Here is a 14,240-nt window from a genome sequence, read left to right on the forward strand (position 1 = left end):
GGAGGGCCGGCAGCGGACACCGCGGTCGGCGAAAGTATGAGCGCCCTCGGCTGGACCGTTCGCCGGCTTGCTCCTAAGTTGGCCGCAAACGCACCGGCGCGTCACGCCGGCGCACCACGGCCGTCGACGGCCGGGAACAGGCGGGGAGGCCATCATGACGACGATCGCTGTCAAGGACGAGTGGAAGCAAGGCGCCCTCCTGTCGGACGCCGACTACAACGCCTGGTACGCCCAGAGCATCAGCGACCCCGACGGTTTCTGGGGCGAGAAGGCGCAGGCGATCGACTGGATCACCCCCTTCACTAAGGTGCAGAACACCTCCTTCGAGCCGGGCAATGTCTCGATCAAATGGTTCGAGGACGGCACGCTCAACGTCTCCGCCAACTGCCTCGACCGCCATCTCGAGACCCGCGGCGACCAGACCGCCATCCTCTTCGAGGGCGACGACCCCGCCGACTCGCGCGCCATCACCTACCGCGAGGCGCATGCCGAGGTCTGCCGCATGGCAAACGTCCTCAAGGCGCGCGGCGTCGAGAAGGGCGACCGCGTCACCCTCTACATGCCAATGATCCCCGAGGCCGCCTTCGCCATGCTCGCCTGCGCCCGGATCGGCGCGATCCACTCCGTCGTCTTCGGCGGCTTTTCGCCGGATGCGCTCGGCGGTCGCCTCGCCGGCGCCGGCTCCTCGGTGCTGATCACCGCCGACGAGGGCAAGCGCGGCGGCAAGACCGTGCCTTTGAAGAAGAACGCCGACCGCGCCATCGCCATCGCCGAGAAGGCCGGGCAGACAATCGAGACCGTGCTCGTCGTCCGGCGCACCGGCGGCGAGATCGCGATGCAGGACAGCCGCGACATCTGGTGGCACGAGGCCCGCGAGACCGTCGAGCCCGTCTGCGCGCCCGAGCCGATGGGCGCAGAGGACCCGCTCTTCATCCTCTACACCTCCGGCTCGACCGGCCAGCCGAAGGGCGTGCTGCACACCTCCGGCGGCTATCTCGTCTATGCCGCGATGACCCACAGATACGTCTTCGACCTCCGCGAAGGCGACGTCTACTGGTGCACCGCCGATGTCGGCTGGGTCACCGGCCACAGCTACATCGTCTACGGCCCGCTCGCCAACGGCGCGACGACCCTGATGTTCGAGGGCGTGCCGAACTATCCCGACGCCTCGCGCTTCTGGCAGGTGATAGACAAGCACCAGGTCAACATCTTCTACACCGCCCCCACCGCCATCCGCGCTTTGATGGGCGCCGGCGACGGCCCGGTGACGAAGACCTCGCGCAAAAGCCTGCGGGTGCTCGGCTCGGTCGGCGAGCCGATCAACCCGGAAGCCTGGAACTGGTACTACAAGGTCGTCGGCGAGGAGCGCTGCCCGATCGTCGACACCTGGTGGCAGACCGAGACCGGCGGCATCCTCATCACCCCGCTGCCCGGCGCCACCGCGCTGAAGCCGGGATCGGCCACCCGCCCGTTCTTCGGCGTCGTCCCCGAGCTCGTCGACAACGAGGGCGCGGTGCTCGAGGGCGCGACCGAGGGCAATCTCTGCCTCACCACCAGCTGGCCCGGCCAGATGCGCACCGTCTTCGGCGACCACGAGCGCTTCGAGCAGACCTATTTCTCGACCTATCCCGGCAAGTATTTCACCGGCGACGGCGCTAGGCGGGACGCGGACGGCTATTTCTGGATCACCGGCCGCGTCGACGACGTCATCAACGTCTCCGGTCACCGCATGGGCACGGCCGAGGTCGAATCCGCCCTCGTCGCCCACCCGAAGGTCTCGGAAGCTGCCGTCGTCGGCTATCCCCACGACATTAAGGGCCAGGGCATCTACGCCTATGTCACGCTGATGTCGGGCATCGAGCCCTCCGAGGAACTGCGCAAGGAGCTCGTCGCCCACGTCCGCAACGAGATCGGCCCGATCGCCTCGCCCGACCGCATCCAGTTCTCCCCGGGCCTGCCAAAAACCCGCTCCGGCAAGATCATGCGCCGGATCCTGCGCAAGATCGCCGAGGACGATTTCTCCGCCCTCGGCGACACCTCTACCCTCGCCGACCCTGCCGTGGTCGACGACCTCATCGACAACCGCCAGAACAAGAAGGGCTGAGATGCGGATAGGGCGCCGGACCCCACATGCGACATAAGATTTCCCGCTGAGGCTTATGCGCATGCACACTCCGGCGCCCAATCCGGCCTGCTTCCGCTCCTGCTCCGGACGATCCGTCATCCCGGCTTGAGTCTGCACCTGGTTCGGGATGCTGCAAACCTTCGCGCTTCGTCATCCCGGACTTGATCTCTGCGAAACCATCGGTTTCGCTGGGATCCATGCCAAGCCGTTAAAACACGCTCTGTCCGGTCGACATTCCCGTTCTGAGGGGGACCATTTGGACGAGCGCGGAGGAATGGATCCCGGGTCAAGCCCGGGATGACGAGACTGAGGCGTTGTGCCGTCGCAGGAACTCGGGCCGTCAACCTTCGGCCGCTAAGCGCGAATGGGTAAACGAGCGCGCTGACGTCCGCTTACGCCCACCGCGGTCGCAAGCCCGGCGTCCCTGTGACATTTTGCCTTTTGCCTCAGCGCCTTGCCCCAATCTGACGTTTTTGCCGGCAGCCTCTTGCCGTGCCGCGATTCCAGTCCCATACTTTCTCTCGTGTTCAACGCAGTGAAAGGAGGTGATCCAATGTCGAGTGATTTCCAAATGCCGGCTGGGTCTTTGTATCGCGGTGTTTCGGTGGAGCAGTCTCCTTCTCACGCCTAAGATATGCGGGCAGGGTCCGACGACCCCCGGCATGAAAGACTTCACGGGGCCGTTTCTCTCAGGAGAAACGGCCTTTTGTGTTTCTGGCTTTCGTACTGTCCATCTTGGTGGCTAAGGTTGGCGATGGTGGCGGCGACAAGCCGCAGCTCTTACGCCAGCTCGTCTTTCGGCCGATCGACCACCACCGGCGACCGGCGCATGTTTTGCAGCATCCGGCAGGAGACCTGTCATGCGCATTTCGCTGGCTGATGCAGAAGGCAAATGGGCCGAACTCGTCCGCAAGGCCGAGGCGGGCGACGAGGTGGTTCTCACGCGCGACGGCGCAGCGGCGGTGCGGCTCGTGGCTGTCGCACCTCCGCCTATTCTCGACGCCGAAGCACGTGAACGGCGCCGGCTCGAACGCCGCAGTCTGATGGAGGCGGTCGCAAGGGACGGCGCAGCGAAGGCCTTACCGGGACCAGGCGCCGCCCGTAGCCAGGATTTTCTCTATGATGACGACGGGTTGCCGGCTTGATCGTGGTCGACACCAGTGCCTTGATGGCCATCGTGCTGCAGGAAGCGGACGCGACGGCCTGCATGGCTGCTCTGGAAGGCGTGGACGAAATCGTCATCTCCGCCGCGATGCTCGCCGAAACCCTCGTCGTGGCAGGCCGTCGTCAAGTCTTACACGAAGTCTACCGGCTGATCGAAGGACTACCGCTGACCGTCGTTTCCGTCACGCGGGAAACGGCTGATGACGTGGGCGCAGCCTACCGATGCTGGGGCAAGGGCCAGCATCCGGCGCGGTTGAACCTTGGCGATTGCTTCGCCTACGCCCTGGCCAAGACGTACTCGGCCCGCCTCCTGTTCATCGGCAACGACTTCGCCCAAACCGACATCGCCGCCGCCCTCCCCGCCTGACTCATCCCCTCACCGATACAGATCCGCCCGCGTCGGCGGCAGGCCCGACGGCCCGCGCTTGCGTCTGCTGGCCAGCGTCTGGTGGATCGACACCGTCCCCCGCTCGAAGGCGATCGAGCAGCCGGCGAGATAGACCAGCCAAAGCCGCGTCTTCGCCTCGCCGACCTCCGCCACCGCCTCGTCGTAGCGGGCGAGCAGCCGGTCGTGCCAGTGCCGGCAAGTGCGCTGGTAGTGCTCGCGCAGGCCCTCGACGTCGGCGATCTCGAAGCCGTGCTGCTCCATCTGCCGGACCGTGTTGCCGATGTTGTCGAGCTCGCCGCCGGGGAAAATGTATTTCGTCAGCAAAGCGAATTCCGGCCGCTTCCGCTTGAACACTCTGTCCGTACGCTTGGCCGGCCGGGTGATGGCGTGGTTGAGGAAGAGCCCTTCCTTCGCCAGCACCTTGCGCACGGTCTTGTAGTAGGTCGCCATGTTGTCGAGGCCGACATGCTCCTGGAAGCCGACCGAGACGACCTTGTCGAACTTACCCTCGACGGTGGAATAGTCGCGCAGCTGGATCGAGACGCGGTCCTCAAGCCCCAGCCGCTTCACCTTCGCCTGGGCAAGCGCCACTTGCTCCTCCGACAGCGAGACGCCGGTGGCGGTCACGCCGTAATGCGTCGCGGCATAGCAGATGAGCGCGCCCCAGCCGCAGCCGATGTCGAGCAGCCTGTCGCCGGGCTTCAGGCGCAGCTTGCGGCAGATCAGCTCCAGCTTGTCCTGCTGCATCTGTTCGAGATCATTATTCCAATCGGTGGCGTAGCCGCAGGAATAGAGCATCTCGGTGTCGAGGAAGAGCGCGTAGAAGGCGTTGGAGACGTCGTAGTGATAGGCGATGTTCTCCTTGTTCTCGGCGGGGCTGCCATCGCTGGGGCGTTCGTCCTTCACGGTCTCCAGCGGCCAGGGCCCGCCGCGCGGCAAGAGCAGGAACTTCAGCGCCAGCTTCACCGCGGCACCCTTGTCCAGCGTCTTGCGAAAATCGCGGGTCTTCACCGTCGGCTTCTGGCGGACGAGGTCGAACAGCGTGCCGCCGGCGATGTCGATGCGCTTGGCGACCCAGAGGTTGGCGAGGGTGTCGAGCGTCGGACGGCGGGCGAGAGCCGCCACCACGTTCTCGTCGCCGATCACCACGGCAAGGCTTTTGGCGCCGAGGTTCTCCGGCACGGTCGAGCCGTCCCAAAGCCGGAAGCCCAGCGTCAGCCCCAGCTTCTCGCGGGCATGCCCGATGAATCCGCGGAACGCCCGCACCCGCCTTGCCTTGGCATCCATGTCCCGCTCCTTGCTCGGTCGTCCGAGGCTACGCTGCCACCAGCGCCGCTGTCACGGCGCAGCGGAGCAAAACAGTGCGGCAGTATCTGCCGTGCATTGTCTCACGTGAAACATTCCAGATGCCGAAGGGTTGTCTCTTCAGACAATTTGCCGCAAAGCCAGACTTTCTCGGCCAGACAAGGACGATCTCGTGCGCGTCTCGACCCTCCTCCTCGCTTCCCTCCTGATCGCCGGGCCCGCCGCCGCGCAAGGCACGGATTCTGCCGTTCCGCCGCTCGATGGCGGCGTGACCCTCGATGGCGGCAGCCCGCCAGCGTCGGGAAATGCCGGCGCGACTCTTCCGCCCGATCTCGCTTTGCCGGACGGCCTGCCGCAGACCGACGGCACCGCCATCGACGAAGGCGCCTCGCAAGGGACGATGCCGGCCAACCGCATGCCCTCGGGACCCGAACTCCTGCCCGGCATGCTCGACAGCCAGATTCAGAAATGCTGGTCGATGCCGGTGATGAAGGGCGATCCCGGCGAGGGCGGCATTGCCCGCATCCGGGTGAAGCTGCTGCCGGACGGCAATCTCGAAGGGCAGCCGATGATGATGGACAAGCCGGCCGGGCCAAAGGGGCTGGTGTTTGCCGAAAGCGCCGCGCGCGCCATCGTCAAATGCGCGCCCTACAAGCTGCCGCCCGAGAGTTACGAGGCGTGGAAGGACATCACCCTCTACTTCGACACGCTGGACTTCTGAACCGCCGGACCGATCAGGCGCCGGTGCACCAGTCGCGCCGCGCCTTGCCTTGATAGGGCGCGACGAGGCCCTCGCGCAGCAGGACCGCCCCGACGTCGGCATGGCCCGCCGCCGACATCTCGGCCAGCACGCGGCCGAAATACTTGTCGCCGGAGACATTGCTGATCGTCACCGCGCCGCCCGCCAGCAGCGAGGCCAGCCGCGCCTTGGCGGCCCCGGCCGCCTGTTTCTCCGCGTCGCACTTGCCCGACATTTCCGGCGCGTCGATGCCGCGCAGGCGGACCGCGACGGCCACCGTCTGCTGCGGCCAGATATGCGCCGTCACCTCCACCGTGTCGCCATCGCGCACCTTCACCACCTCCGCCGTGATCGGCCCGCTGATCGCGTCGTCGCGGGCATGGCTGGTGGCGCTAGCGACGAGGAGCAGCGCGAGAGCGGGAAGTAGGCGGAGCATGGACATCGAGGTACCCGGGGTAGGCGTGAGATCATTTTCCTATCACGGCGAAGGCCGGCAGGTCAATGTTCCCTGTAGCATCAGCGTCAGACCTGAGACTCTCCGCGGTCCATTGCCTGCGGTGTGAGCGTTCATGCCAGTCTGGCGCGATCGAGGTCCGGCGAGGCGCTCCGCCCCCTGATAGGACGAAATAGCAAGGATGCGCCGCACCGACGGCCTTCGCCAGCTCGATCTCCACGCAGCCGAACACGGCCGCGCGTCAAACTTCCGCCGCGGTGTGCCAGCAAGCGGCCTCCGTCCCGCCCCGGAGTCTCCCGACGTGCCTGTTCTCTTCCGCTCTCTCGGCCTCGGCCTCGCCGCAGCGCTTCTCCTCGCGCTCGGTGCCTGCGCCAGCCGTCCGCCCGCCGGCCCGACCACCGCGATCGCCATCGACAGCAAAGCCGCGCTGGCCTCGGTCAACGCTTTCCGCGCCGAGCATAGGCTCGCGGCGCTGAAGACCGACGAGCGGCTGATGCGCGTGGCCGCCCGCCAGTCGGCGGCGATGGCGGCACGCGACACCATGGACCACGCGGTAAGCGGGCGGCTGGACGACCGGATCGAGGCCGAGGGCTATCGCTGGTCGACGATCGCCGAGAACATCGGCAAGATCTACGCGGACTATCCCCGCGCCATGGCCGGCTGGATCGCCTCGCCGCACCACCGCGCCAACCTCCTCAACCCCGCAATGACCGAGATCGGCTTCGCCGGCGCCCGCACCGCCAACGGCCGCACCTACTGGACCCAGGTCTTCGCCGCCCCGAGCGCCACCGGCCGCTAGCGTCGCCGAGCCTCGGGCCGGAAAACTCTGATGGCGGAACGTCGACGGCGACGCCAGCCTTCTTAGCTCCTCAAGGAAAGGGACCGGCAGGCCGATGAGGGGGACATCGACGGCGGGAGAAGGCGCTGCCCCGCCTCTCCTCTAACGCCTGCGCCCACCCTCATCCCGCTGCCGCGACCTTCTCCCCGCAGGGGAGAAGAAAGCAGCCCCGGCCTGGTGCATTCTGGAAAGCACAGCTTCTTCGCCCCTCCGGGGAGAAGTGGCCGGCAGGCCGATGAGGGGGAGCACCGGCGGCGGAAAGACGCGTTAGACTGCCTTACCTGCAAGGACGACGACCCGGGACAGGCAGTCAAGTACGACGTGAGGGAGCCGCCAGCGTTGCGTTGCGGGTCGGACAAGCGGACGCGTTTGTTGCTAAGAAAGCCAGTTCTGCACCGGCGTTACCGGGTCTAGGCCCCGCTTCTCAGCACGATGTTTGCGAGCGGCAGACTGCCGCTGTAAAAGCGTGTGAAGAGACAAGGGAAGCAGGGACATTGCCATGACCCCGTCGCAGCAGCACGAGACTGACTTCTATCGCTGGACGCAGGATCAGGCTGCACTGTTGCGGGCGCTGCCGCGCAGCTCCAATCTTCTCGACATCGACAACATCGCCGAGGAGATCGAGGACATGGGGCGTGCCGAGATCAAGGAAATCTCGAGCCTCCTCCGGCAAACACTGGTCCATCTCGTCAAGATCGCCTTCGACCCCGATTCTCCCGCCGTTGCGCATTGGGTGGGCGAAGCATCCGGCTTTCAGGGCGATGCCGTCCTCGCCTTCTCACCGGGACTGAGGCAACGCTTGGATCTGCAAAAGATCTGGGGCCTGGCGAAGAGGAACGCGGCCGACTCGTTGGCAGAATACGGCATCGTGCTTCCGGCCTTGCCCGCGGAATGCCCGCTGACCTTGGACGGGCTCCTCGCCAATGATTTTAACCCGCGCGAAGCGGCCGGCGAAGTTTCAGCCTGCGCCTCATCTGACGACATCCATCAGGGTCGAGGTCTTCCTCGGTGAAACGTCGGTGCCTTGTCTCGCTGATACCTGGCCGAGCAAGCAGATAGCACCGGCAGCGGGAAGACAGCTCCCACCCCTGCCGCGCTCCGGATGTCCTCGACTTTAAGCCTGCCTCAAAAATCCGAGATGATGCCGTTCTTTTCCCAGTCGCCGTAGCGGACCGGTTCCGGTCCGCTACGGCCGCCTTGTTCCGGCGGCAGGGCCGCAGCCTCGGCCGCCCGGCGGCGTGCCGCGGCTTCGGCCAGCGCACGTTCGGCAGCGGGTGTCAGCGGGCGGGCGATAAGCGCTTCGGTTTCCGTAGGTGCCAGCACGGCAGCGGGCTCGGCAGTTTTGTCGGACATGGATCGTCTCGCAAAGGGCAGATCGGCCGGGCAGCAGCCCGCACGATGTGCTATGGCCGGTGATGTAGCGATTTTTTCGCCGATTGGCAGGTCCGCTCGGCAATGGAAGCCCGGCCAACCCCGATGGCCAGCCCACTGCCGCGCGCTGGAAGATTGAACGACACGCCGATCATCCCCACGTCGCAGGGGACAGCTGCGATGGGCGGCGGGATGCGAGGAGCACGAGAGAACCCATGAACACGATGAAGACGGCGATGCTGATCGCCTTCATGACCGCCCTGTTCATGGGCATCGGCCTCCTCCTCGGCGGCAAGGGCGGCATGCTGATCGCGCTGGGCGTCGCCGTGGTGATGAACCTCTGGTCCTACTGGAACGCCGACAAGATGGTGCTGCGCATGAACAATGCGCAGGAGGTCGACGCCCGCACGGCGCCGGAATTCTACCATCTGGTGGAGCGGCTTGCCGCCAATGCCGGCCTGCCAATGCCGAAGGTCTACCTCATCGACGAGGACCAGCCGAACGCCTTCGCCACCGGCCGCAACCCGGAGAATGCGGCGGTCGCCGCGACCACGGGACTCCTGCGCCGCCTCAGCCAGGACGAGGTCGCCGGCGTCATGGCGCACGAGCTCGCCCATGTCGAAAACCGCGACACGCTGATCATGACGATCACCGCGACGCTTGCCGGCGCGATCTCCATGCTCGGCAATTTCGCGATGTTTTCCGGCGGCAACGACAATCGCAACCCGCTCGGCTTCATCGGCGTCATCGCGGCGATGATCATCGCGCCGTTCGCGGCCATGCTGGTGCAGATGGCGATCTCGCGCACCCGCGAATATGCCGCCGACCGGCGCGGCGCGGAAATCTCTGGCTCGCCTTTGTCGCTCGCCTCAGCGCTGCAGAAAATCGCCAGTAATCACAGCGTCAACGAGCGGGCGGAACGCAGCCCGGCCATGGCGCACATGTTCATCATCAATCCTCTGAGTGGCCAACGCATGGATAGCCTTTTCTCCACCCACCCCGACACCGGCAACCGCATCGCCGCGCTGCAGGCGATGACCGACATCGGCTCCGGCCCGCGCGTCAGCCAGCCGGCCCGGGCCGAGCGCGTCACCGACGGCGCCGCCCCCGGCCCCTGGTCGCGCGGTGCCGATCGTCGCGCGCCGGATGCCGGCAAGGCCAAGGGGCCATGGGGTTGACCGGCCAGCGCCGCGGCGGCAACTTCGACGCAACCAGATCCGCCCCCCGCAAGAAGCCTTTGCCCGGCAAGGGCCCCAGCACCTACGCTAAACCGCTGACAAACGGCCCCGGCGGCGGCTTCACCCCCGACGGCTATTCCGCCGGCGACCGGCCGGGCCTCGGCGCGCGGCTGGTGGCGGCCAAGCTCCTCTCGGCCATCGTCGACCAGAAGACCTCGGCCGACGGCGTGCTGGACCCGCGCGGCGGCCATCCCGGCTTCCGGGCGCTGGAGATCCGCGACCAGGGCCTCGTCAAGGCGATCATCCTTACGGCGCTGCGCTTTCGCGGCACCATCGAGCGCGCGCTCGACCGCTGCCTCGACCGGCCGCTGCCGCCGAACGCGGCGTCGCTGCGCCACATCCTGCATGTCGGTGCCGCGCAGATCCTCTTCCTCGACGTGCCGGATTCAGCAGCCGTGGATCTCGCGGTCGCCGCCGCCAACGTCGATTCCCGCAGCCAGCGTTTCGGCGGCATGGTCAATGCCGTATTGCGCCGCCTGTCGCGCGAGAAGGAGGCGATGGCCGTCGTCTCGAAGCCCGGCGAGAACATGCCGGACTGGCTGATGGCGCGGCTTGTCGAGGCCTATGGCAAGGAGACCGCGCAGGCGATCGCCCTCTCCCACCTCACCCCGCCGCCGCTCGACCTCACCGTCAAGGGCGACTCGGCCGAATGGGCCGAGAAGCTCGGCGGCACGGCTCTCCCGACCGGCACCGTCCGGCTCGGCGATTTCGACGGCCCGGTGACCGGCCTGCCCGGTTTCGAGACCGGCGAATGGTGGGTGCAGGACGCCGCCGCCGCGCTTCCCGCCAAACTCCTTGGCGACCTCACCGGCCTCCGCGTCGCCGACGTCTGCGCCGCCCCCGGCGGCAAGACGGCGCAGCTGATCATGGCCGGGGCCAAGGTCACCGCGCTCGACATCAACGCCAACCGGATGAAGCGGCTAAAGGACAATCTCTTCCGCCTCGGCCTCGAGGCGGAGACCGAAGTGGTCGACCTCGCGGCCTATGAGCCTGCGGAGCCCTTCGACGCCATCCTCGTCGACGCGCCGTGCTCGTCCACCGGCACCATCCGCCGCCATCCCGACGTCGCCTACACCAAGGACGCCGCCGAGGTGGAGAAGCTCGCCGGCGTCCAGGCCCGCCTCCTGCGCGCCGCCGCCGCGATCCTGAAGCCGGGCGGGCGCCTGGTCTTCTCCAACTGCTCGCTCGCGCCCTCGGAAGGCGAGGACGTGGTCGCCGCCTTCCTCGCGGAAACGCCAGGTTTTGCCGTCGACCCCATCCTCCCCGCCGAAATGCCGGGTCTGGAAACGGCGATCGACGCCCGCGGCATGCTGCGCACGACGCCCGCCATGCTGCCCAACCCGGTCGCCAAACTCGCCGGCCTCGACGGCTTCTTCGCCGCCCGGCTGCGCAAGGCCTGATGCCGATTGGCGGCATGGGCTTGAAACCCCGGAGGGTGGGCTCGGTGGAGGGGCAACCTCTGGAAGATATCGCCGAGCTCTCACGCTCGTCATCCTCGCCGAAGGCGGGGACCCATGCCGTCGCGGAGAGGGCAACTTCATCGGTTGACCTCCTCCTCCTCCTTCACCGCGGCGGTAAAGGAAGCGGATAGGCATGGGTCCCCGCGCTGCGCGCGAGGATGACGACCGCTGGGAGGTTGCGTCGTGCCGACGGACAGGAAAACGCAAGTTCAAGGTTGGAAAGCTGCGGCGGCGGCCCCCAAAACCAAAAAGGCCCCCGCCTCTCCCGAACGGAGATGCGAAGGCCCTCTGGCAGCCGTACCGAACGGCCACTTACCACTGAATAAGCCGGCTTACTTCTTCTTGTCGGTGCCGCTCTGCGGGGCCGCGAACTTGCCGGGTACCGTCATCGGCGCCGCTGCCTTGGTCTTGTCGGCCTTCGGCTTGCGGGTTTCCTTGTTGCTGCGCATCTGACCTTTGGCCATGACCGTTTCCTCTTGGTTGTCGATGGCCGAGCCTACAGCATTGGCCGGACGAGCGGAATTGATTTCAGCCGGGCGGTATCGGCGATCCCGCAGGCTGCGGACCCCGGGAGGACAGCCTTTCCCGGCAAGAGGCATGCGCGAGCGGCGGCGCCTGCGTCCTTGCCCGAAAACCCGGCAAAGCGCCCTAGCCCGACTCCCGGCGTCGATCGCGGACAAGGCGGCGGAAGCGTCGGGGCGTGGCGGCCGTTTATTTCGGCAGAAGCCGAGTTCACCGCACCGCAGGATGCTCTAGGGTCGCGCCGGTCCGCCGCGACGCCAACCTGCAAGAGAACCGCCATGCCTTCGAGACTAACCCTTCCCGCGTCACCGCTCCGGCAGAAGGCGATCTGGGGCTGGATGATGTTCGACGTCGCCGCCCAACCCTTCTTCACCGTCGTCGTCACCTTCGTCTTCGGGCCCTATCTCGTCTCTGAGATGGCGCGCGATCCGGCGGCGGGACAGGCGGCCTGGGGCCTTGCTGCAGCGGCTGCGGCAATCCTTGTCGCGCTGTTCTCGCCGTTTCTCGGCGCCGTCGCCGACCGCGCCGGGCGGCGCAAACCCTGGATCGCCGGCTTTGCCCTCGTGAAGATCCTCGCCCTCCTGGCGCTCTGGACGGCCGCGCCCGGCACCAGCCTCCTCGCCGCGCTCGCGCTTCTGGTCCTTGCGCAAGTGGCGGCGGAGTTCTCGATCGTCTTCAACGATGCGATGATCCCGCGCCTCGTTCCGCCAGCCTCGATCGGCCGCGTCTCCAACATCGCCTGGGGTCTCGGCTATCTCGGCGGCATGGTGTTTCTGGCGCTGACGCTGGCGCTCCTCGCGGCCAGCCCCGAGACCGGGCTGACGCTTGCCGGCATCCCGCCGCTGTTCGGCCTCGACCCGGCGCTCGGCGAGGGCGCCCGCGCCACGGCGCCGCTCGCCGGCCTCTGGTATCTCGTCTTCATCCTGCCGATGTTCCTGTTCACCCCGGACGCATCGGCGCGCGAGGCGATCGGCCCAGCCATCCGCGCGGCCCTCGGCGATCTCGTCGGCACCTTTCGCGAAGCGCGCACGCGCCAGCCGCTGTTCCGCTTCCTCCTCGCGCGGATGGCCTACCAGGATGGCGTCAACGCCCTCCTGGTGCTCGGTGGGGCGTTTGCCGCCGGCATGTTCGGCTGGTCGGTCACCGAGACCGGCCTCTTCGGCATCCTCCTCAACGTCGCCGCCATTCTCGGCTGCCTCGCCGCCGGCCGCTTCGAGACGCGGCTCGGCTCCAAACGGGTGATCGTCATCTCGGTGCTCTGCCTGACGCTGGCGACGCTCGGCATCGTCTCGACCGGACGGGATTCGGCGCTGTTCGGCCTCCTTGCCTGGCCGTCGGCAGACGGCGGCACCGGGCTGTTCGCCAGCCCCGCCGAGCACGCCTATCTCGGCTGGGGCGTGCTGATCGGGCTGGCCTTCGGCCCGGTCCAGGCCTCTTCGCGGGCCTGGCTCGCGCAGTCCGTCAGCCCGGAGGAGGCCGGGCGCTATTTCGGCCTCTACTCCCTGACGGGCCGCGCGACGTCGTTCCTCGCCACGCTCGCAGTCGCTGGGTTGACGCTGCTGGCGGCGCAATGGACCGCCCCCGAAAACGCCGCCCGCATCGGCATGTCGGCGCTCCTCGTCTTCTTCGTCATCGGGCTGGCGCTGCTCTGGCGTACGCCGGGACCGACGACGCGCTCCGCCAAACTGTAGAAACGCAAGATGAAGGGTGGAATTACCATACGTAAGCCATAGCGACGATTGCCGGCCGGCAAGAATCGATGGCGGAGAGGTCGGAGAGTTATTTAACCTCCCTAGGATAATAGCCACCTACCCTTAGGATTCTCTGGCAATAGGTGGACCATGCTTTCCCGTCACATCAGCTTAAATAAGAAGATTATCATCACCTTTGTGCCGATCCTTCTGGCGTTGGGGGCGATGGCCGCCGTTGTCTGGATCAATATTGCCAATGTCCAGACCGCCAATGGTTGGGACATGCACACCACCACCGTCCTCTCGGTGGCCGAGGAGGCGCGGGCCGCCTTCAAGGAACAGCGGGCCAGTACGCGCGGCTTCATCATCACCGCGGACAAGAAGTACGATGAGTCCTTCGATACCTCCTATGCCCTTTTCAACGCCAAGCTGGACGCGCTCGCCACGCTGACCGCCGACAACCCCGCCCAGCAGGCTCGAATTGTCGAGCTTCGGAGGGTCGGCCAGGAATACAAGGTACTCGGCGACACGCAGATCAACCTAGCATCGACGCCTGCAACGGTCTCCAAGGCCGTCGACATCGTCAAGAGCGGGGTCGCCGGCGCCAAGAACGCGGAGTTGGACCAAGTCCTCAACGACCTCATCAAGGCCGAGAACGACCTCCTCGTTGTCCGGCGCGCCTCGGCGAAGAGTTCCTTCGACATGGCCTACACCGTCCTCGCCGCCGGCGCCGCGGCAGCCATCGGCCTCGCTCTGATCATGGGCTGGATGCTGTCGCGGGCCGTCGCCCGTCCGATCGCCGCGATGACCTCGGCGATGAGCGACCTCGCCCGCGGCAACCTCGCGATCACCGTCCCCGAGCTTGATCGCCGCGACGAGGTCGGCGCGATGGCGCAGGCGGTGCAGGTGTTCAAGGACGCCGCCAACGAGAACAAGCGCCTGGAA

Annotated in this window: 14 protein-coding genes; 10 read left to right on the forward strand and 4 right to left on the reverse strand. The window is 66.8% G+C overall.

Translation table 11 applies throughout. The features are described from left to right. Nucleotides 1–154: 154 nt before the first annotated feature. From acs to ACZLZQ_RS23665, 3 genes are all read left to right on the forward strand, one after another. Nucleotides 155–2,104, forward strand: a complete 1,950-nt coding sequence (gene acs / locus ACZLZQ_RS23655; protein ID WP_472951703.1) for an acetate--CoA ligase — start codon at nucleotides 155–157, stop codon at nucleotides 2,102–2,104. Between the two features lie 881 nt (nucleotides 2,105–2,985). Next, the gene (locus ACZLZQ_RS23660; protein ID WP_472951705.1) at nucleotides 2,986–3,270 is read left to right on the forward strand and encodes a type II toxin-antitoxin system prevent-host-death family antitoxin; all 285 of its coding nucleotides are present in this window, start codon (nucleotides 2,986–2,988) and stop codon (nucleotides 3,268–3,270) included. After that, on the forward strand, nucleotides 3,267–3,656 hold the full coding sequence (locus tag ACZLZQ_RS23665) for a type II toxin-antitoxin system VapC family toxin (RefSeq protein WP_472951707.1): 390 nt from the start codon (nucleotides 3,267–3,269) through the stop codon (nucleotides 3,654–3,656). The genes ACZLZQ_RS23660 and ACZLZQ_RS23665 overlap by 4 nt, the downstream gene beginning before the upstream one ends. A gap of 9 nt (nucleotides 3,657–3,665) precedes the next feature. Here the strand turns inward: ACZLZQ_RS23665 and ACZLZQ_RS23670 are convergent, their stop codons facing one another. Continuing rightward, nucleotides 3,666–4,964: a class I SAM-dependent methyltransferase gene (locus ACZLZQ_RS23670; RefSeq protein ID WP_472951710.1), complete on the reverse strand. Its 1,299-nt coding sequence runs from the start codon at nucleotides 4,962–4,964 to the stop codon at nucleotides 3,666–3,668. Nucleotides 4,965–5,154: 190 nt separating this feature from the next. On the opposite strand from ACZLZQ_RS23670, the gene tolA reads away from it, so the two are divergent. Next, nucleotides 5,155–5,703 carry a cell envelope integrity protein TolA gene (tolA, locus tag ACZLZQ_RS23675; RefSeq protein ID WP_472951712.1) on the forward strand — a complete coding sequence of 183 codons (549 nt, stop codon included), beginning with the start codon at nucleotides 5,155–5,157 and terminating at the stop codon, nucleotides 5,701–5,703. Between the two features lie 13 nt (nucleotides 5,704–5,716). On the opposite strand, the gene ACZLZQ_RS23680 is transcribed toward tolA, so the two are convergent. Beyond that, nucleotides 5,717–6,163, reverse strand: a complete 447-nt coding sequence (locus ACZLZQ_RS23680) for a thermonuclease family protein (protein ID WP_472951714.1) — start codon at nucleotides 6,161–6,163, stop codon at nucleotides 5,717–5,719. A gap of 313 nt (nucleotides 6,164–6,476) precedes the next feature. Between ACZLZQ_RS23680 and ACZLZQ_RS23685 the strand changes: the two genes are divergently transcribed. Together ACZLZQ_RS23685 and ACZLZQ_RS23690 are read left to right on the forward strand one after the other, a co-directional pair. Then, nucleotides 6,477–6,974, forward strand: coding sequence for a CAP domain-containing protein (locus ACZLZQ_RS23685; RefSeq protein WP_472951715.1), 498 nt, complete (start codon nucleotides 6,477–6,479; stop codon nucleotides 6,972–6,974). A gap of 538 nt (nucleotides 6,975–7,512) precedes the next feature. After that, entirely contained in the window at nucleotides 7,513–8,025 is a 513-nt protein-coding gene (locus ACZLZQ_RS23690) for a DUF29 domain-containing protein (RefSeq protein ID WP_472951716.1), read from the forward strand. Nucleotides 8,026–8,138: 113 nt separating this feature from the next. On the opposite strand, the gene ACZLZQ_RS23695 is transcribed toward ACZLZQ_RS23690, so the two are convergent. Further along, entirely contained in the window at nucleotides 8,139–8,366 is a 228-nt protein-coding gene (locus tag ACZLZQ_RS23695; protein ID WP_472951718.1) for a DUF1674 domain-containing protein, read from the reverse strand. A gap of 233 nt (nucleotides 8,367–8,599) precedes the next feature. Between ACZLZQ_RS23695 and htpX the strand changes: the two genes are divergently transcribed. Together htpX and ACZLZQ_RS23705 are read left to right on the forward strand one after the other, a co-directional pair. Then, the gene (htpX, locus tag ACZLZQ_RS23700) at nucleotides 8,600–9,562 is read left to right on the forward strand and encodes a zinc metalloprotease HtpX (RefSeq protein WP_472951720.1); all 963 of its coding nucleotides are present in this window, start codon (nucleotides 8,600–8,602) and stop codon (nucleotides 9,560–9,562) included. Then, entirely contained in the window at nucleotides 9,553–11,022 is a 1,470-nt protein-coding gene (locus tag ACZLZQ_RS23705) for an RsmB/NOP family class I SAM-dependent RNA methyltransferase (RefSeq protein ID WP_472951722.1), read from the forward strand. The genes htpX and ACZLZQ_RS23705 overlap by 10 nt, the downstream gene beginning before the upstream one ends. Before the next feature lie 392 nt (nucleotides 11,023–11,414). On the opposite strand, the gene ACZLZQ_RS23710 is transcribed toward ACZLZQ_RS23705, so the two are convergent. Next, the gene (locus ACZLZQ_RS23710; RefSeq protein WP_472936362.1) at nucleotides 11,415–11,546 is read right to left on the reverse strand and encodes a hypothetical protein; all 132 of its coding nucleotides are present in this window, start codon (nucleotides 11,544–11,546) and stop codon (nucleotides 11,415–11,417) included. Between the two features lie 336 nt (nucleotides 11,547–11,882). On the opposite strand from ACZLZQ_RS23710, the gene ACZLZQ_RS23715 reads away from it, so the two are divergent. Together ACZLZQ_RS23715 and ACZLZQ_RS23720 are read left to right on the forward strand one after the other, a co-directional pair. Continuing rightward, a complete protein-coding gene (locus ACZLZQ_RS23715) occupies nucleotides 11,883–13,295 on the forward strand; it encodes an MFS transporter (protein WP_472951723.1) in 1,413 nt (470 codons plus the stop codon). Nucleotides 13,296–13,520: 225 nt separating this feature from the next. Then, on the forward strand, nucleotides 13,521–14,240 hold a 720-nt coding region (locus tag ACZLZQ_RS23720; protein WP_472951724.1), incomplete at its 3' end, for a CHASE3 domain-containing protein.

The organism is Mesocryomonas lacus (assembly GCF_055730105.2).